The organism is Gymnodinialimonas sp., from assembly GCF_059726805.1.
The window spans coordinates 2,813,133-2,830,357 of record NZ_AP041059.1 but is presented as its reverse complement, the minus strand read 5'-3'; the positions used below and the strand labels follow the sequence as shown (position 1 = coordinate 2,830,357).

At 64.8% G+C, this 17,225-nt stretch carries 17 protein-coding genes and 1 tRNA gene; 8 read left to right on the top strand and 10 right to left on the bottom strand.

Annotated elements, in window-relative coordinates; genetic code table 11:
- The first annotated feature begins 113 nt into the window (after nt 1-113).
- The 3 genes from zwf to pgi are packed head-to-tail and all read left to right on the top strand — an operon-like array spanning nt 114 to nt 3,845.
- Nucleotides 114-1,556 (top strand): glucose-6-phosphate dehydrogenase, encoded by a 1,443-nt coding sequence (zwf, locus tag AC6I9R_RS13730; RefSeq protein ID WP_461426127.1) that lies wholly within the window; start codon nt 114-116, stop codon nt 1,554-1,556.
- Nucleotides 1,553-2,227 (top strand): 6-phosphogluconolactonase, encoded by a 675-nt coding sequence (gene pgl / locus AC6I9R_RS13725; protein WP_461426126.1) that lies wholly within the window; start codon nt 1,553-1,555, stop codon nt 2,225-2,227. The genes zwf and pgl overlap by 4 nt, the downstream gene beginning before the upstream one ends.
- A 4-nt stretch (nt 2,228-2,231) precedes the next feature.
- Nucleotides 2,232-3,845 (top strand): glucose-6-phosphate isomerase, encoded by a 1,614-nt coding sequence (gene pgi, locus AC6I9R_RS13720; protein WP_461426125.1) that lies wholly within the window; start codon nt 2,232-2,234, stop codon nt 3,843-3,845.
- A 35-nt stretch (nt 3,846-3,880) separates the two neighbouring features.
- On the opposite strand, the gene AC6I9R_RS13715 is transcribed toward pgi, so the two are convergent.
- Complete coding sequence (locus tag AC6I9R_RS13715; RefSeq protein WP_461426124.1) at nt 3,881-4,276, bottom strand: hypothetical protein; 396 nt, start codon at nt 4,274-4,276, stop codon at nt 3,881-3,883.
- A gap of 202 nt (nt 4,277-4,478) precedes the next feature.
- Nucleotides 4,479-4,967, bottom strand: coding sequence for an acyl-CoA thioesterase (locus AC6I9R_RS13710; protein WP_461426123.1), 489 nt, complete (start codon nt 4,965-4,967; stop codon nt 4,479-4,481).
- Nucleotides 4,968-5,031: 64 nt separating this feature from the next.
- Between AC6I9R_RS13710 and gph the strand changes: the two genes are divergently transcribed.
- On the top strand, nt 5,032-5,670 hold the full coding sequence (gph, locus tag AC6I9R_RS13705) for a phosphoglycolate phosphatase (protein WP_461426122.1): 639 nt from the start codon (nt 5,032-5,034) through the stop codon (nt 5,668-5,670).
- An 18-nt stretch (nt 5,671-5,688) separates the two neighbouring features.
- On the top strand, nt 5,689-5,871 hold the full coding sequence (locus AC6I9R_RS13700) for a hypothetical protein (RefSeq protein ID WP_461426121.1): 183 nt from the start codon (nt 5,689-5,691) through the stop codon (nt 5,869-5,871).
- A 23-nt stretch (nt 5,872-5,894) separates the two neighbouring features.
- Here the strand turns inward: AC6I9R_RS13700 and AC6I9R_RS13695 are convergent.
- Nucleotides 5,895-5,968: transfer RNA gene (locus AC6I9R_RS13695), tRNA-Gly, on the bottom strand.
- Nucleotides 5,969-6,214: 246 nt separating this feature from the next.
- On the opposite strand from AC6I9R_RS13695, the gene bchE reads away from it, so the two are divergent.
- Nucleotides 6,215-7,867: a magnesium-protoporphyrin IX monomethyl ester anaerobic oxidative cyclase gene (bchE, locus tag AC6I9R_RS13690; RefSeq protein WP_461426120.1), complete on the top strand. Its 1,653-nt coding sequence runs from the start codon at nt 6,215-6,217 to the stop codon at nt 7,865-7,867.
- The gene (gene bchJ, locus AC6I9R_RS13685) at nt 7,860-8,450 is read left to right on the top strand and encodes a bacteriochlorophyll 4-vinyl reductase (protein ID WP_461426119.1); all 591 of its coding nucleotides are present in this window, start codon (nt 7,860-7,862) and stop codon (nt 8,448-8,450) included. The genes bchE and bchJ overlap by 8 nt, the downstream gene beginning before the upstream one ends.
- Here bchJ and AC6I9R_RS13680 read toward each other — a convergent pair.
- From AC6I9R_RS13680 to AC6I9R_RS13660, 5 genes are all read right to left on the bottom strand, one after another.
- A complete protein-coding gene (locus AC6I9R_RS13680) occupies nt 8,447-10,489 on the bottom strand; it encodes an ASKHA domain-containing protein (RefSeq protein WP_461426118.1) in 2,043 nt (680 codons plus the stop codon). The two genes, bchJ and AC6I9R_RS13680, sit on opposite strands and share 4 nt — an antisense overlap.
- 91 nt (nt 10,490-10,580) lie before the next feature.
- Nucleotides 10,581-11,741, bottom strand: a complete 1,161-nt coding sequence (locus AC6I9R_RS13675; protein ID WP_461426117.1) for a CaiB/BaiF CoA transferase family protein — start codon at nt 11,739-11,741, stop codon at nt 10,581-10,583.
- A 48-nt stretch (nt 11,742-11,789) separates the two neighbouring features.
- Complete coding sequence (locus AC6I9R_RS13670; protein WP_461426116.1) at nt 11,790-12,497, bottom strand: hypothetical protein; 708 nt, start codon at nt 12,495-12,497, stop codon at nt 11,790-11,792.
- A 66-nt stretch (nt 12,498-12,563) separates the two neighbouring features.
- The gene (locus AC6I9R_RS13665; protein ID WP_461426115.1) at nt 12,564-13,631 is read right to left on the bottom strand and encodes a dihydropteroate synthase; all 1,068 of its coding nucleotides are present in this window, start codon (nt 13,629-13,631) and stop codon (nt 12,564-12,566) included.
- A gap of 113 nt (nt 13,632-13,744) precedes the next feature.
- Entirely contained in the window at nt 13,745-15,424 is a 1,680-nt protein-coding gene (locus AC6I9R_RS13660) for a helix-turn-helix domain-containing protein (protein WP_461426114.1), read from the bottom strand.
- 161 nt (nt 15,425-15,585) lie between these two features.
- Here AC6I9R_RS13660 and AC6I9R_RS13655 point away from each other — a divergent pair, with 161 nt between their 5' ends.
- A complete protein-coding gene (locus AC6I9R_RS13655; protein WP_461426113.1) occupies nt 15,586-15,774 on the top strand; it encodes a hypothetical protein in 189 nt (62 codons plus the stop codon).
- Between the two features lie 100 nt (nt 15,775-15,874).
- Here the strand turns inward: AC6I9R_RS13655 and AC6I9R_RS13650 are convergent, their stop codons facing one another.
- Nucleotides 15,875-16,813, bottom strand: a complete 939-nt coding sequence (locus AC6I9R_RS13650) for a methylenetetrahydrofolate reductase (RefSeq protein WP_461426112.1) — start codon at nt 16,811-16,813, stop codon at nt 15,875-15,877.
- Nucleotides 16,814-16,839: 26 nt separating this feature from the next.
- The gene (locus tag AC6I9R_RS13645; protein WP_461426111.1) at nt 16,840-17,151 is read right to left on the bottom strand and encodes a virulence factor; all 312 of its coding nucleotides are present in this window, start codon (nt 17,149-17,151) and stop codon (nt 16,840-16,842) included.
- Nucleotides 17,152-17,225: the final 74 nt, after the last annotated feature.

The window sequence follows — 17,225 nt, the reverse complement described above, 5'->3', positions numbered from 1 at the left end:
TTTGGGAACATGTGTGAGGCGGGTGGCGGGCGCGTCGGTTTTGTTAGACATTGCGTTGCGGTGTCGGATAGAAGGGCGCTGTTAGCGCTAACGCAACTTGAGGAGGACCTGCCATGGTCTCGCGCGTCATTCCGGTCGACCCGTTTGATTTGGTCATTTTTGGCGGCACCGGCGATCTGGCCCGGCGCAAGATTTTGCCCGCCTTGTTCCGGCGCTTCAGCGACGGCCAAATGCCCGAAGGCGCCCGGATCATTGGCGCGGCGCGCACCAAGCAGACGGCGGCGGCCTGGGCCAAATGGGTGAATGAGGCGCTGAAGGAATTCCTCCCGAAGGTCGAATTGGACAAGGACCTGGTCAAGGCGTTTCTCGAACGGCTCGACTATCTCGCCATCGACGCGGTGGGCGAGGCGGGCTGGCCCGAGTTGCGCGGCAAGATGCGCGACGGCGTCACCCAGGCGTTCTATTTCTCGGTCGGCCCCAGCCTCTTCGGCGCCTTGGCCGAACGCCTGCATTCCCATGGCATCGCCCACCCCGAGGCGCGCATCGTGGTCGAAAAACCCTTCGGGCGCGACCTGGCCTCGGCCCGCGATCTGAACGCGACCCTGGCCGAGCATTTTCACGAAACGCAGATCTACCGGATCGACCATTACCTGGGCAAAGAGACGGTCCAGAACCTCATGGCGATCCGCTTCGGCAATGTGCTGTTCGAGCCGCTTTGGAACGCGCAATACGTCGATCACGTCCAGATCACGGTGGCCGAAACGGTCGGCGTGGACGGGCGCGGCGCTTACTATGACCGCTCCGGCGCGATGCGCGATATGGTGCAGAACCACCTGATGCAGCTGCTGTGTCTGACCGCGATGGAGCCGCCCAACAAGTTTGAGCCCGACGCGGTGCGTGACGAGAAACTGAAGGTGATCCGCGCCCTCGATCCGGTCGCGCCGGTGGATCTTGTGCGCGGGCAGTATGAGGGGGACTCGTCCTATCTCGACGATGTGGAAGACCCGGCCTCGCGGACCGAATCCTACATCGCGATGAAGCTGCATATCGCCAACTGGCGCTGGAACGGTACGCCGTTTTACCTGCGCACCGGCAAGTGCCTGAAGTCGCGCAAGTCCGAGATCGTGGTGCACTTCAAGGAAACGCCGCACTCGATTTTTGAGGTCGACGCCGGCAGCCGCGCCAATGTTCTGTCGATCCGCCTGCAGCCCGATGAAGGCATCGATCTGCGGGTCACGATCAAGGAACCGGGGCCGGGGGGCATGCGCCTTGTCGACGTGCCGCTCGACATGACCTTCGCCGATGCGCTGGGGCCCGAGGTGGGCCATGTGCCCGACGCCTATGAGCGGTTGATCATGGATGTGATCCGCGGCGATCAGACTCTGTTCATGCGTGGCGATGAGGTGGAGGCGGCCTGGGCCTGGACCGACCCGATCATCGACGGCTGGAAATCGCGTGGCGACAAGCCCGTGACCTACGACACTGGCAGCTCGGGCCCGGAAGAGGCATTGATGTTGATGCACCGCGATGGCCGCCGATGGAGGGATTTGGCATGAGGGAACTCGTCGAATATGCCGACCGCGAGATGATGATGCTGGACCTCGCCAATAAGCTGACGGGCGAATTGGCGGCGGCGTTGCGCAGCAATGATCGTGCGACATTCTGCGTGCCCGGCGGCACCACGCCGGGGCCGATTTTCGATGTGCTGAGCGAGCAGGCCTTGGAATGGGACCGCGTCTCGGTCGTGCTGAATGATGAGCGGTGGGTGGGTGAAGACAGCCCCCGCTCCAACACGGCACTGTTGCGTCAAAAACTATTGGTATCAAAAGCTTCTGAGGCGACGTTAATCCCCTTGTTTAAGGACGGCGTGACGGCTGAAGAGGGCATGGCAGAGCTTTCCGCAGGCCTTTTGCCCCATCTTCCGATCTCGGTCCTGTTGCTGGGAATGGGCGCCGACATGCATACCGCAAGCCTGTTTCCGGGCGCCGACAATCTGGCCGCAGCCCTAGCGTCAGACGCGCCGCTTCTGATGCCGATGCGCGCCGAGGGCGCGGGTGAGCCGCGCATCACTCTGACCGCGCCGGTGCTCAACGGCGCGATGAGCAAGCATGTGGTGATCACGGGCGCGGAGAAACGCGAAGCGTTGGAACGCGCACGGAACCTGCCCCCGGAACAGGCGCCCATCCGCGCCGTTCTGGCGGGCGCAACAGTCCATTGGGCGGAGTGAATTGATGGGTGACATCTGGTCAGACCTGCGCGCGCATAATACCGCGAATGCCAGGGGTAACATTCTGGAATTGTTCAACAAACCAGACCGTGTTGCAAAATTCTCTGCCCGCGCCGACGGGCTCTACTTTGATTTCTCCAAGACGCAACTGGATGATGGCGCGTTGTCGCTGTTGCTGGAATTGGCACGCGCCAAAGGCGTTGAGGCGCGCCGGGGCGCGATGTTCTCGGGCGAGAAGATCAACGAGACAGAGGGGCGCGCGGTCCTGCACACGGCCCTGCGCGCGGCGTCCGGGCCGATCCTGGTCGATGGCGAAGACGTCATGCCAGAGGTGTTGGATACCCGCGCGCGCGCGCTGGCCTTTGCTGAGACCGTGCGGAATGGCAGCTTTGCCGGGCAGGGCGGCCGCTTCACCGACGTGGTGAACATCGGCATCGGCGGCTCGGACCTCGGGCCTGCCATGGCGACGCTGGCCCTGGCGCCTTTCCACGACGGGCCGCGCATCCACTACGTGTCGAACGTTGACGGCGCCGACATTAACGACGCCCTGCAAGGGCTTGATCCAAAAACAACTTTGGTCGTGGTGGCTTCCAAGACGTTCACCACGATCGAGACCATGACCAACGCGCAAACGGCGCGGGACTGGATGGCGAAGGACGTCGCCGACCCGTCCGCACAGTTCGTGGCGCTCAGCTCGGCTACTGATAAAGCGGGCGCCTTTGGCATCCCGCAGGAGCGGGTCTTCGGGTTCGAGGATTGGGTCGGCGGGCGCTACTCGCTCTGGGGGCCGATTGGCCTGGGTCTGATGATCGCGGTCGGGGCAGAGGCCTTCGGTCAGTTCCTCGACGGGGCCGCCACCATGGACCGGCATTTCCAGGACGCCGATCTGGCGGACAACCTTCCGGTACTGCTGGCGCTGGTGGGGATCTGGCACAACCAGGTTCAGGGCCACGCCACCCGCGCGGTGCTGCCCTACGACAACCGCCTCAGCCGTTTGCCCGCCTACCTTCAGCAGCTGGAGATGGAGAGCAACGGGAAATCCGTGGCCATGGACGGCAGCGCGCTGAAGATCAACTCCGGCCCAATCGTCTGGGGCGAGCCGGGGACCAACGGCCAGCACGCCTTCTACCAGCTGATCCACCAGGGCACCCGCGTCGTGCCCTGCGAATTCCTTGTCGCGGCCAAGGGGCATGAGCCCGATCTGGCTCACCACCACCGCCTTCTGGTGGCCAATTGCCTCGCCCAGTCCGAGGCGCTGATGCGGGGTCGAAACCTGGACGAAGCGCGCGCGTTGATGGCCGCCAAGGGGCTGGAGGGGGCCGAGCTGGAGCGCCAGGCCGCCCACCGCGTCTTCGCCGGAAACCGCCCGTCGACCACGCTGCTCTATGATCAGTTAACGCCAGCCACCCTGGGCCAGATCATCGCGCTCTATGAGCACCGCGTCTTCGTCGAAGGGGTGATCCTGGGCATCAACTCGTTTGATCAATGGGGCGTGGAATTGGGCAAGGAGCTGGCCGTCGCCCTCGACCCGGTCCTGACCGGGGACGACGACGGCGCGGGCAAGGATGGCTCCACCCTCGCCCTCGTCAAAGCCGTGCAGGCGGCGGGCGGGATCTAGGGTCCTGACCCTAGCCCCGTCCGAAGCGCTGATCACTACTCACACGAGGTGCATTCCGTCAATTCGGTCGTCGGCCGGTCATCCGTGAAAGAACCGTTGCCAGCCGTCTGCGTTTCCTCGGCGTCTTCATAGGCCATGCCGCAGATCACATTGGCATAGCCGCCGTAGGACGTGCCCTCCGGGAACAGACCCGAGGCCGCGGCCCAGGCCAGGGCGCGCCGCTCGTTCATGACAACGTTGCGCGTCAGGCCGCTGGTGCCGACCGGAACGATGAACCGCTCGCCCCCGTTGACGAAGTGCAGGGCCGAGGCGCTGGACCCGCCGCTGACGTTGCACCGGCTGACGCCGACGGTATCGGCCATGGCAGGCGCGGCGAGTGCCGACGCGGCGATCAACGTGGCGGCAAAGTAGCGTGTTTTGGGCTTGAACATGGAAGAGGCCTTTCAAAATAAGGACGCAACTCCGTTTCACCGAGCAAAAAGACACATCGGTATCCGTCTGGTCGCGTTGCCGCGCCGGTGAAACGGACCGCAAAATAGCGGGTCGCGTCGAAGAAAATGAAGTGTTTTTAAGTGCGACTGAGCCTACCGGCAGCGACCCAGGCGGCCAACTACGGAAATCCCGACGTCGGGGTCACTCCTCCGCCAGGGCGCCGTCCTCGGCCATGAACGCCGCGCGCCCCGCCTCGGGGATCGCGTAGCGCCCCGGCGCGCCCCGGTTCAACAGCACGACGATGGCGCTGCCCTCTGACGTGCAGGCCACCGCCTCGTCCAAACGCCAGACCGCGAAGTCCATGGTAAACGAGGTGGTGCGAAACCGGCTGACGCGGCCGGTGACGACGTAATCCTCGCCCAACCCCATCTCTGCCAGGTAGCTGCATTGCACCTGTTTCAGGACCAGACGCGGCGAGGTGGGGCCATAGTCCGTCACGAAACGAGCCTTCAAGAACGGCAAGCGAAAGCTCTCATACCAGCGCAGGTAGGCGGTGTGATTGACGTGGCCGATGGCGTCGAGCTCTCCGAAACGAACCCGGTCGGCCAGGCCGAAGGTCCAGGGCGCAGGGATGCCAAGCGCGCGCAGCGCCTCGGCGGGCAAGCGGGTGTGATAGGGGATGCGGGTCATGATGGTCCTCCGATGCGTGATGGTGTAATCGCCGCGGGACACGGACTTGGCAAGAGAGGCCCCCATGGCGCGCATTGTTTTTGACCTCGACGGCACGCTGATCGACAGCGCCGCCGACATCGCCGCCGCGGCCAATGCGACGCTGGCCGAAGTCGGCGCGCCGCCCTTGTCCGTCGATCTGGCGCGCAGCTTTGTCGGGGCGGGCGCGGTTGTGTTCGTGGAGCGGATGGCCCGCGCGCGGAACCTGCCCGATGCGGCGGCCCTGGTGCCGCGCTTTGTCCACCACTACGAGGGCGCCGTGCACCAGACGGTAATCTACCCCGGCGTCGAAGCCGCCTTGGCCGCGCTCAAGGACCAGGGCCATCGCCTGGGCCTTTGCACCAACAAGCCCGCGCGCCCGACCCAGGCGGTCCTGGCGCACCTGGGTTGGACGCAACTTTTCGACACCGTCTTCACCGGCGACAGCCTGCCGCAGCGCAAGCCCGACCCGGCGCCGCTTCTGGCAGCCCTCGACGCCCTGGGCAGCGGCCCCGCGATCTACGTGGGCGACAGTGAGGTTGACGTGCAAACCGCAGAACGCGCGGGCGTGCCCTTCCTGCTCTATACGCCCGGCTACCGCGCCACACCGCTAGAGGAATTGACCCACGCCGCCGCATTTGACGCTTGGGCAGATGTCCCTAAACTGGTCGCAGACCTCAGCTGACGGGACCGCAAACGCACCATGGAAATCATGTTCTGGGCCTTCGGAGCACTCGCAGCAGTGGTCTTCGTGATCATCGCCGTCGCGGCCTGGGTCGTCTTCGTGCGCGACAAGGACGCGCCCAACACGCGCACCCGTCACAAATCGCGCGCCGGAAAGGTGCGCAGGCCAAGCGGCGGGCGCGGCGGCCCGACACGGCGGTAAGCGCGGTGTCAATTGGAGGTTGTTGGAGCGGGTAACGAGAATCGAACTCGTAACTAAAGCTTGGGAAGCTGCCGTGATACCTTTTCACCATACCCGCGCCGGGGGGATGTGTGACACCGAATTGGCATCAAACGCCCTGCACATTGCACCGTGGCCTCACAAGATGCCCCACTTTTGTATTTTACCGCCCCTCCAATGACAACGTGCAAAATGACGCTCGACCGCGCCGATCGGCCCGCGTGCGGCGGCCAAACCAAGGGCCGCCGCCCGGGTTTGATCTGTGTCAAGTTAATGCGCCCCATAATGTGTCAATCCTGATTTACACATCAGACAGGGGGCTTTCATGCGCATTCTTTTCGTTCATCCGAATTACAGATCCGGTGGCGCCGAGATCGCCGGGACCTGGCCGCCCGCCTGGGTCGCCTATCTGACCGGGCATTTGCGGCAATCTGGCTTCGACGACATCCATTTCATCGACGCCATGACCGATGGGCTGACCGACGCCGATCTCGCCCGCAAGATGGAAGAGATCTCCCCCGATGTCGTGGGCGTAACCGCGATCACGCCGTCGATCTACCGGGCGGAAGATGTGCTCAAGATCGCGCAAGACGTGGTCCCAAGTGCGGTGCGGGTCATGGGCGGGGTCCACGCGACGTTCATGTACAAACAGGTGCTGACCGAGGCGCCCTGGGTCGACGTCATCGTGCGCGGCGAGGGGGAAGAGATCTGCACCGAGCTGATGTTGGCCATCGAAGATGGCCGTTTCCCGGCGGACCGCCACAAGATCAAGGGCCTGGCCTTTATCGACGGCGACCAGATTGTCGCCACGCAAGCCGCCTCCACGGTCAAAGACCTGAGCAAGATCAAGCCCGATTGGTCGGTGCTGGAATGGTCGAAATACATCTACATCCCCCTTGGCACCCGCGTCGCGATCCCCAACCTCGCGCGGGGCTGCCCGTTCACGTGCTCCTTCTGCTCGCAATGGAAATTCTGGCGCGACTACCGCGTGCGCGACCCCAAGGATGTGGTCGATGAGATCGAGGATCTGGTGGAAAATCATGGGGTTGGCTTCTTTATCCTGGCCGATGAAGAACCCTCGATCAACAAGAAGAAATTCGTGGCGTTCTGCCAGGAATTGATCGACCGCGGCCTGCCGGACCGTGTGAAATGGGGCATCAACACCCGCGTGACGGACATCTACCGCGACCGTGATCTGCTCAAGTTCTATCGCAAGGCGGGGCTCGTGCATGTCTCGCTTGGCACCGAAGCCGCCGCGCAGATGAAGCTTGATACCTTCAACAAGGAAACCAAGGTCGAAGAGAATAAAGAGGCCATCCGCCTGTTGCGTGAGGCCGATATCCTGGTGGAGGCGCAGTTCATTGTCGGTCTCGATAATGAGACGCCGGAGACCCTGGAAGAGACTTACCAGATGGCCTGGGATTGGCAGCCGGACCTCGCCAACTGGTCGATGTATACGCCCTGGCCCTTCACACCGCTGTTCCAGGAGCTGAAGGATCAGGTCGAGGTGTTCGATTTCAGCCGCTATAATTTCGTGACCCCGATCATGAAGCCCGCCGCGATGGAACGCGGAGAGCTGCTCGATGGCGTGATGAACAACTACCGCCGTTTCTACATGAAAAAGGCGCTGTTCCATTACCCCTGGCGCGGCACCGGCTTCCGGCGGCGCTATCTGCTGGGGTGCCTCTACGCCTTCCTGAAGGCGGGCGTCGGGCGCACGTTCTATGACCTCGGCAAGGTCGGCTACACCGGGCCGCAGTCGAAGAACCGGCTCGATTTCCAGTTCGATGAGACCCGCACCATCGCCGAGGCGCAGATGGAGGATTGGGAAGCCTCCGCCGACAAGGCCGCCAAAGCAGCCGAGCGGCGCGCGGCGGTGAAGGCCCAGACGCTGGAGCGCAAGCAGGACTTCAAGATGCCCAACGGCGCCGAGGTGAGGGCCTGTGGCGGCGGCACCCAGCAGATGGAGGATGTCTGAGGATCTCAAACACACGGGCGGCCTGATCGGCCCCAACGCGATCCTTCAGATGCTTCCGGTGATCGAGCGGTTGGGCGGGCGTGAGCGCTGCGCGAGGATGATGGCAGCGGCGGGCGTGCCCGAGGTGCCCGACGGCACGCGCATGATCCCCGAGGAAGACGCCGCGCGGCTGCACCGCCAGTTGCGCCTGGAAGAGCCGACGTTGGCCGCCGCCATGTCAGCCGACGCAGGGCAGGGGACGGCGGAATACATCCTGGCCCACCGAATCCCGCGCCCGATCAAGGCAGTGCTGAAAGCGCTGCCGCCTTTTGCGGCGGCCCGGCTGTTGTCCAAGGCAATCGCGCGGAACGCCTGGACCTTCGTGGGCTCTGGCCAGCTGCAGGTGCCCGACCCCTGGACGTTCGAGATCACCGGCAACCCGCTGATCGCGGGCGAGGTCAGCGACACCTGCCTCTGCCACTGGCACGCGGGCGTTTTCCAGCACCTCTACCGGACGTTGGTCACGCCCAACTGCCACTGCGCAGAGACCACCTGCGCGGCACAACCGTCGCACGACCGCTGCCGGTTCGAGATCAGGCGTTAACCGCGCCGCCGCCGGCGCCGCCCACCGCCTTCCCCGGGCGCCGCGCCGCTGGCCCCGAACGCCACCTTCGGCAAGGGCGCGATCTTGGCCAACTCCGGGAACGGATCGGTGGCGTGGGGGATCGCGTTGGCGTTGACGAAATGCTCCTGAAACTTCGGCTCCACCGCCGTCTCGATCTTGTGGATGTCGCCGACGATCGCCTCAATGGACGTGCGTGCGGCCCGGTTGCACAGCGCAATCCGCGCGCCGTGGCCCGCCGCATTGCCCGCCGATTGCACGTTCTCCAGCGGCACATCGGGGATCATCCCTAGCACCATGGCGTGCTTGGGGCTGATGTGCGCGCCAAAGGCCCCGGCCAGCACCACGCGGTCGACCTTGTCGACGCCGCGCTGGTCCATCAGCAACCGCGCGCCCGCGTAAAGCGCTGATTTCGCAAGCTGAATCGCGCGGATATCGCCCTGGGTCACAGTGATGCGCGGCCCGCCGGTGGCCGTCGCGTCGTGGATCAAATAGGCATGGGTCCGGTCCGTCGGCTCGCACCGCGCACTGCCTGTGGCCTCGGCAGACCCGATCAACCCGCTCGCATCCAACAGCCCCGCCATACGCATCTCGGCCACCGCCTCGATAATGCCCGACCCGCAGATGCCGGTAATCTCCGTCTCCTCCGGGAACGCCGGATCATCGGACCAGATGTCGCTGCCAATGACACGAAAGCGCGGCTCTTTCGTCTCCGGATCAATCTCGATCCGCTCAATCGCACCGGGGGCCGCCCGCTGGCCCGAGCTGATCTGCGCGCCCTCAAACGCGGGGCCCGTGGGCGAGGAGCACGCCAGCACCCCATTGGTGTCGCCCAAAAGGATCTCCGCATTGGTGCCGACATCCACGATCAACGCCAGATCTTGCGACGTATTGGGCGCCTCGGCCAGGGCCACGGCGGCGGCATCGGCGCCGACATGGCCCGCGATACAGGGCAACAGATACAGCTGCGCGGTGGGCGCGATGCCCAAAAGCCCAATATCGCGGGCGTCCATCGTCAGGCTGCCCGAGGTCGCCAGCGCAAAGGGCGCTTGCCCCAGTTCCACCGGGTCGATGCCCAGAAGCAGATGATGCATGACCGGGTTACACACGATCACCGTCTCGAAAATCAGCGCCGGATCAACGCCCGCCTCCGCCGCAATCTCAACGGCCAGCGTGTTCAGCGCCTCCTGCACCGCCGCCGTCATCTCGGCATCGCCGCCGGGGTTCATCATCACGTAAGACACCCGGCTCATCAGATCCTCGCCAAAGCGGATCTGCGGGTTCATCAGGCCCGACGACGCCAGCACAGAGCCATCGGACAGGTTACACAGATGCGCCGCGATGGTGGTAGAGCCCAGATCCACCGCCAAGCCGTAAAGCCCGCCCTCATGAAAGCCCGGCCAAACGCCCAGGATCTGGCTGGTCTCACTGCCCGCCGGGGTGTGAACGGCGACCGAGATCTGCCATTGCCCCTTGCGCAGCGCTGGTTGCAGCGCTTTCAGCACCGGCAGCCGCGCCGTCACCGGCCCGATATCCCATTGCGCCTTCAACGCGTCCGCCACCCGCTCCAGATCACCGGAGGGGGAGTGCATGTCAGGCTCCACCACATCGATCATCACCAGCCGCGTCGCCGGGTCCATCACGATCGGCTTGGTCGAGGCCGCCTTGCGCACCACCTGCTTGTGAACCTGGCTTTCGGGCGGCACGTCGACCACAATGTCGCCTTCCACCTTCGCCTGGCATCCCAGGCGGCGGCCTTTCTTCAGGCCCCGCACGCGGTCATAGCGGGCCTCCACCTCATTCCATTCACTCAGCGCCCCGTCGCGCACGGTCACGCCGTGCTTGGGAAAGTCGCCATAACTCGGCGCAATCTGACATTTGGAGCAGATGCCCCGCCCGCCACAGACACTGTCCAGATCCACCCCCAACTGCCGCGCGGCGGTCAGGATCGGGGTGCCGACAGCAAAATGCCCGCGCTTGCCCGAGGGGGTGAAGATCACAAGGGGGGTCTGTTCGGTCATGACGTGCGTCCGCGCTGGAAATCTCTGGCGGAGACTAGCGCAAAGGCGCGGCGGCGACAGCCGAAATGCGCCCTCGGGCGGGCGGTAAACGTCAGGTTTCGCGCGCGGTGTCGAGCCAGGCCAGAATGGCCGCGCGATCCCCATCAAGCGCCGGTGCCGGGGGCCGCGTTTTGGGGTCGTCAAGGCCCGACATCTTCACCGGATTTCCAGCCGCTTTCTGGGGCGCGCGGCCCTCACGGCCCGCCACTTCAATGACCATGTTGCGCGCCAGAATCTGCGGGTCTTCCATGGCTTGGGCCACGTTCTGGACCTCTCCCGTCGGCACGCCCGCCTCTTCCAGGCGCGCGATCCAATGGGCCTTGGGGTGCAGCAGCGTCTCCAACTCAATCATCCGCTTGAGAAGGCGCGCATTTTCGCAGCGCGCGGCATTGGTGGCAAAGCGCGGCGTTTCGGCCCAATAGGGGTGGCCAAGCACCTGACAAAGACGCCGGAAAAGCGTGTCGTTTCCAGCCGCAATGACAAACAGGCCATCCTCGGCGTGAAACGTCTCGAACGGGGTAATGGAGGGGTGACGCGCCCCCGCAGGCTCGGGCACCGGCCCCCCGGCGGCGACCATGGCCACGGCATGCTCCATGATGGAAAGCTGCCCGTCCAGCATCGCGACATCCACCATCTGGCCCAGGCCGGTGCTCTCGCGGTCATAAAGGGCGGCCAGCACCCCTTGGGTCAGGTACATTCCCGCCACGATATCCCCAACCGACGCCCCCACGCGCACCGGCTCGCGCCCCTTTTCGCCGGTGATCGACATCACCCCGCCGCGCGCTTGCACGACCATGTCATAGGCAGGCTTCAGCGCGTCCGGCCCGGTCTGCCCATAGCCCGAGACCGCCCCGTAGATCAGCCGCGGGTGGCGGGCATGCAGTGCTTGCCAGCCATAACCCAAACGCGCCATCACGCCGGGGCGGTAGTTTTCCAGCAGGACATCGGCGCGCGCCAAAAGACGCTCGAAAATCGCGCGGTCCTCGGGCGCCTTGAGGTCCAGGGCAATCGACTGCTTGCCGTGGTTCAGCCCGTTGAAATAGGCGCTTTCGCCGTCCGTAAACGGCGGGAAGGCGCGGGTGTCATCGCCCACGCCGGGGCGTTCCACCTTGATCACCCGCGCGCCCATCGTGCTCAGCGATTGCGAGCAGAACGGCCCCGCCAGCACATGGGTCAGGTCAAGGATCATCAGGTTTTCAAGGGGGGCGGGCATTGCGGTGCTCCTGTCTGGGCTGGGAACAGTCATATCAGGCCGATGGTATCAGTCCGGTGACAGCGCCAACATCCCCGTCCCGAACCACCAGATCGTTAAGGGCACCGGCAGCACGGCGATCAGCAGGGTCAACAGCGTCTGGCGCGGCGCGAAAAGGCGGCTGAGGCCTGCGGCCATCAACAGCCCGCCACCGCCGCCCAGAAAGGCATTGCCGGGCAGGTTGATCAGCAGCGCCAGCGTCGCGTAGCGCCAACGTGTGAGCGGCGCGCGCAGCAGGCGGGGCAGGCGGCGGCGCAGCGCTGCTTCCCGCTCGCCCGGGGCGAGCGTAGCGTTGCGCGTGATCAACTCCGCCGCGCGCCGCAAACGCAGGTCCCGAAACGTCCGCGCCAGGGTGGCGGGCGGGACCAGCCGCCCGATCACGAACGCCAGGATCAGGCCCGCCAAGGTGGCCAGATAGACCGCCGGCGCAATGGACGCGCCGCGCAACAGAAGAAGCGCCACGCCAATCTCCACCCCCGGCACGAAGGGCGTTGCGATCATCAGCGCGTAAAGCGCGAGCGCCGTCAGCAACAGCGCCCCCTGCATCGGCCCCTGGCTCGCGTCGGGCAATCGCTCCGTCAGGGCCATGGACAGGGACATCAACTGCACCGCCGCAACCGCTACGGCTAGAACAACAGCCCCGCGCAGGGCCGTCCGCATCGCGCGCACCCAAAGCCCCTCGACAGGGTCAGTTCCGTTCTTGTCCCCGTCGGTCATCACGCTTTCCGCTCTTCAGCGCAAAGCCTGCGCCGCGACGGCCGCCCTGGTCAATCGTGAACGGCGTTAACCTCTGCCGCGCCGACCGCCCTCACGACCCCGCCGCGGTTTCGCATCGGGGTCTTTGTTGAACGCAATCCACGCCCCGCCGCCGTCATCGTGGTTCAGCAGGAAGTTGGCGGCGCGAATGGCCTCCATCTCCTTACCGGCCCGCGGCTTGGTGGAGCCCATGCCGAAGAGCTTCACAAACGCCTCGTCATCCATCCCCTCGGGCAGGATCACACCAGCCGCCTCCACCTGCGCCTTCTTCTCCGCGATCTTCTTGGGCCCCACCGGCAGCGCCACGGGGTTCATGATCGCACTCGTCATGCCCGCGTTAAACGCCATCGGCAGGAACGCATTGTTGATCCCATGCCGGTTCGGCAGCCCGAACGAGATGTTCGAGGCCCCACACGTCGTGTTCACCCCCAACTCCTCGCGCAACCGCCGCACCAACGTGAACACCTGATGCCCCGCCGTCGCCATCGCGCCGATCGGCATCACCAGCGGATCGACCACAATATCATGGGCCGGAATGCCATGATCTGCCGCCCGCTCGACGATTTTCTTGGCCACGGCGAACCGCACGTCCGGGTCCTCGGAGATGCCCGTGTCATCATTGGAAATTGCCACCACCGGCACGTTGTACTTCGCCACCAGCGGCAGGACCAACTCTAGCCGCTCCTCCTCCCCGGTCACCGAATTGAGCAACGGCCGCCCTTCCGCCGCCGCCAACCCCGCCTCCAACGCGCCCGGCACGGACGAGTCGATGCACAGCGGGCAATCCGTCACCGCCTGCACCACCTCGATCAGCTGTTTCATCAACGGCGGCTCGACGAAGTTGTTGTCCGCATAGCGCGCATCCTCGGCCATCTTGCCCGAGAAAACAGCGCCCGAGTTGATGTCCAACACCGTCGCGCCCGCCGCGACCTGGGCCACCGCATCCGCCTCAACGCGGCTGAAATCGCCGTCCTCCAACTCCTGGTTGAGGATCTTGCGCCCGGTCGGGTTGATCCGCTCACCGATGACGCAAAACGGCTCATCAAAGCCGATGACGGTGGTCTTGGTTTTCGATTCGATGATGGTACGCGTCACGGTTGGGCTCTCCTGAATGGGCCGTTTTGCGCGAGCCTAAAGAGGGCGCGGCAGGGGCGACGGCACAGAGGCGACATAGCCGCGCGCGGGGGCGACGTCACGGGGGATTGCGCTCATGAAGATGATGAGGGGGGCAGGGCGTCGAGGTCTTTGAGGATTTCGGTGCGGAGGGTCGTGACTTCGGTGTGCCGATAGGACATGTGGACAGGGTCGAAGATGCGCAGGGCATTTTTGATGTGGGTAAGGGCGGCGTCGAGGTGCGCGCGCGGGTCGACGGTGGTGTCGTGCATGGCGCGGCTGAGTTCGGCATATGCGAGGTTTTCTTGTGTCATGGCCCAGTCCACGGGGTGGTTTACCTCCGTAGTGACACGCAAGGCACTGCGGTAGCTTTCCACGGCGTCCGCCAGGAGGTCTTTGCCCTCGGCCCCGTGGGTGCGGAGGCCTTGGGCTGCAAGCGTGTTGCCGAGGTTATGCATCGTCACGGCCCGGCCCACGGGGTGATCTGCTTCGGTATAAACGCACTGGGCGCTGCGGTAGCGGTCCACGGCCTCCGCCAGCAGAGCGTTGCCCTCGGCCCCATGGGTACGTTTGCCTTGTATTGCGAGTACGTTGCCGAGGTTTTGCATCGTCATGGCCCATTCCATGGGGTGGTCGGCCTCTTTGCGGGCCCGCAGGGCAGTGCGGTAGCTGTCCACGGCCTCCGCCAGCAAGGCGTTACCCTTCGCCCCTTGGCTGCGTATACCTTGGATTGTGAGCGCACCGGCGAGGTTCTGCATGGTCGTAGCCCATTCCACAGGGTGGTCGGCCTCGGTGCGGACACGCAGCGCGTCGCGGTAGCTGTCCACGGCCTCCGACAGCAGGGTATTGCCCTCTGCCCCTTGGATGCGTGTGCCTTGGGCGTCCAGCGTGACGGCGAGATCGTTTTGCGCCATGGCGCGGAGGTACGGCGTTGGGGCGATGTCGGCGCATTTGCGGGCGAGGCCTGCAGCTGATGTGAGCGCAAAGGGGGTGCCGAGGCGGGCGCCGACTTCGTAGCGTTTGACGAGAAGATTGCGCAGGCGGTGGAACGTGTCCTCCGCGCTGGGGCTATCGAGTTCCACCCGTTGCAAATGGGCCTGTGCATAGCCGTCGGCGTCGTTGGCCATGGCGGCTTGGGTGATCAGCAGGTCGAGGATGCGGGTGTCCTCGGCCAGCATCGCTTCGCGCCGCTCGGCGCGCTCAGCGGCCTCACGCTGGAGGTCGGCGTAAGCGGTGTCGATCTCGCCGCGATTGTTTAGGTCGTTGATGCGTTGGATGACCGCCTCGGCGGCGTCCTCGTGGTTCGACGGAAGCGCACCGCGTTGCTGCTCCTTTGCGGCGAGTTCCAAGGCGGACTCCAAGCCCTTCAGCGCGCCCTCAATATCGGTCGGGTTCCCGTCCGCGTATTTGTAGGCAATCGCCACGGCGATGGCTTCCGAGAGTTTCAACTTGTCGCGCAATGCCTCGACCTCAACCAAAAGGGCAGCGGCGGCGGCGTCGGAGGGGCCTTCGTCATCCTCCGGCGGCAGCAGGTGCCCGGTGAGCGGGTCGGTGGCGGAGGCGGGAAGGTCGAGGACGCGGGCGAAACTGCGGATGGTGCCCTCTGACAGGTTCCGCAGGCCCTTTTCGACCTGGGAGCAATAGCCCTTGCGGTCGGGGTTGCCGAGGGCTTTCTCCGCAAGCTTCGTCAGGCTCCACTCACGGGCGAGGCGTTCGGCCTTGATGGCTTTGCCAAATGCGTCGAGCGCGGGGGAGATGGGCTGTTGGATCGTCATGGGCTCTTCATATCCGCAGGCGCGCGAGGAGGGCGTTACTTTTGGAGTGTAACGTTACAACAGCCAGGATGTCGCGCCTTCAATGGGATGCGGTGAGAGGGTGTTGGTGTCGACACTCTCACTGACCTGGACGCAGGTCCTCATCGCAAGGACCAAACACCATGAAGACCGAACCGAAGACTGCTCTCGACCGCCTCCGCACGGCCGCCCGCCTCTACGCCTGCAAATGCAGCCTCTACTGCCAACTCTCCGGTTGGTACGGCTATGTCGCCTATGTGACTGGCAAGCCTGAGATATACCTACCGGGCCTGATCCTCCACGCCCTTCTGGCCTGGACCAGCAGGCCTTGAGACGAGCTGTTAAACCCTGATCAAAACGTTAACGCAAACGCGTTTCCGTTTCAAATCAACTGCTTAATCCCTTGCTCAAGCTTGAGCAGGGGGTTGCGAGTCACGCAAACGCCGCCTCAGCCCCGTTCACCGGCTCCGTCGCGGCACCCCCATTCTGGATCGCCCACTTCGCGTTCGTTTTGATCCCGCCGAGGGGGAAGAAGTGGATGCCCTCGATCAGGCTATCGGGGTGGGCGGCCTTGTAGGTGGCAAGGTCCGCCATGATCTCGTTGGGCTCAAACGGGAGCAGCAGTTTCGTCACATCCTTGGCGCGTTTTTGCAGGACCTGGAGCGAGTTCCCGACCCCGCAGGCGATGGCGAATTTGATCAGCGTTTGCAGCTTGCCAGGCCCCGCGATCCCGAGGTGGATCGGCAGGGTGATGCCCTCCGCCTGAAGCCGCTCGGCCCAGGCGATCACGGGGGCAGACTCGAAGGCAAACTGCGTCGCCATCGCCATGGAGGCATCGGTCCGCTCGTTGAACGCCTGCTTCCAGCGCAGCGCCTCCATCACGCCCGCATCGCCGGTCTTGTCGATGTCGCGGTTGCCCTCGGGATGGCCCGCGACGTGGAGATGGGTGAAGCCCGCCTTGTCGAAGAGGCCCGTTTCCAGGAGTTGCATGGAGGCATGGAAATCGCCCCGCGGCTCTGCGATGCCGCCCGCGAGGATTAGGCCCTGCTTCACGTCGGCCTCGCCCTGATAGCGGGCGATCCAATCGGCCAGCGTGGCGGCGTCGGGGATGGAGCGGGCGGCGAAGTGGGGCATGGGCTCATAGCCCTCGGCGCGGATGCGGGCGGCGGTCGCCACCATATCCTCGATCGGCGTGCCGTCGATATGGGCGATGTAGACCCGCGTGCCGGGGGCGAGGTAGTTGCGGAAATCATCCACCTTCTCGGCGGTGCGGGGCATGACCTCGATGGAATAGCCCCTAAGCAGCGCCTCCATCTGCGGGGTCGGACCACTGGGCGCGGGCGCGGGCTTGCGGAAGTTGAGAAGGGCCATGAGGGTCTCCCGGAGTGACAAAGAGATTAAGCGGATTTGGAGGGGTCGTAGCCCTCTGCCGCGATCAGGGTCTTGAGGCGATCATTGTCGTAGGCGGCGTCAAGCTTGGCGGCCTCTGCCGCGGCGGCCTCCCGCAGGTCGCCGTCCGCGTCGCCCACGACGACACGGTGAAAGCCCGCCAGATAGGCGTCATCGTCCTTGGCGCCGACCTTCATGGCGGCGCGGTCGATGGCTTGCTCGAACCGCTCGGGCAGGGGGGCTTTCGCGCCGGAGCGGCCCTTGCCGATGATCACCTGGGCGGGAATATCGCGCCAGAAGACGTGGGTAATGGACGGCATTTTCGTCTCCCTTCGGGGCACATCGGTGCCGGGCTTCACAATTGGCCGCGAATCTGGCCCCGGTTGAGGCACAA

What these genes read in the sequence shown, in the direction of transcription:
- AC6I9R_RS13700 (WP_461426121.1), top strand. Translation starts at nt 5,689, where the DNA reads ATGGAAATCATGTTCTGGGCCTTCGGAGCACTCGCAGCAGTGGTCTTC.
- AC6I9R_RS13675 (WP_461426117.1), bottom strand. Translation starts at nt 11,741, where the DNA reads ATGCCCGCCCCCCTTGAAAACCTGATGATCCTTGACCTGACCCATGTG.
- AC6I9R_RS13680 (WP_461426118.1), bottom strand. Translation starts at nt 10,489, where the DNA reads ATGACCGAACAGACCCCCCTTGTGATCTTCACCCCCTCGGGCAAGCGC.
- AC6I9R_RS13650 (WP_461426112.1), bottom strand. Translation starts at nt 16,813, where the DNA reads ATGGCCCTTCTCAACTTCCGCAAGCCCGCGCCCGCGCCCAGTGGTCCG.
- AC6I9R_RS13715 (WP_461426124.1), bottom strand. Translation starts at nt 4,276, where the DNA reads ATGTTCAAGCCCAAAACACGCTACTTTGCCGCCACGTTGATCGCCGCG.
- AC6I9R_RS13655 (WP_461426113.1), top strand. Translation starts at nt 15,586, where the DNA reads ATGAAGACCGAACCGAAGACTGCTCTCGACCGCCTCCGCACGGCCGCC.
- pgl (WP_461426126.1), top strand. Translation starts at nt 1,553, where the DNA reads ATGAGGGAACTCGTCGAATATGCCGACCGCGAGATGATGATGCTGGAC.
- AC6I9R_RS13645 (WP_461426111.1), bottom strand. Translation starts at nt 17,151, where the DNA reads ATGCCGTCCATTACCCACGTCTTCTGGCGCGATATTCCCGCCCAGGTG.
- AC6I9R_RS13670 (WP_461426116.1), bottom strand. Translation starts at nt 12,497, where the DNA reads ATGACCGACGGGGACAAGAACGGAACTGACCCTGTCGAGGGGCTTTGG.
- AC6I9R_RS13660 (WP_461426114.1), bottom strand. Translation starts at nt 15,424, where the DNA reads ATGACGATCCAACAGCCCATCTCCCCCGCGCTCGACGCATTTGGCAAA.
- AC6I9R_RS13710 (WP_461426123.1), bottom strand. Translation starts at nt 4,967, where the DNA reads ATGACCCGCATCCCCTATCACACCCGCTTGCCCGCCGAGGCGCTGCGC.
- pgi (WP_461426125.1), top strand. Translation starts at nt 2,232, where the DNA reads ATGGGTGACATCTGGTCAGACCTGCGCGCGCATAATACCGCGAATGCC.
- bchJ (WP_461426119.1), top strand. Translation starts at nt 7,860, where the DNA reads ATGTCTGAGGATCTCAAACACACGGGCGGCCTGATCGGCCCCAACGCG.
- gph (WP_461426122.1), top strand. Translation starts at nt 5,032, where the DNA reads ATGGCGCGCATTGTTTTTGACCTCGACGGCACGCTGATCGACAGCGCC.
- bchE (WP_461426120.1), top strand. Translation starts at nt 6,215, where the DNA reads ATGCGCATTCTTTTCGTTCATCCGAATTACAGATCCGGTGGCGCCGAG.
- zwf (WP_461426127.1), top strand. Translation starts at nt 114, where the DNA reads ATGGTCTCGCGCGTCATTCCGGTCGACCCGTTTGATTTGGTCATTTTT.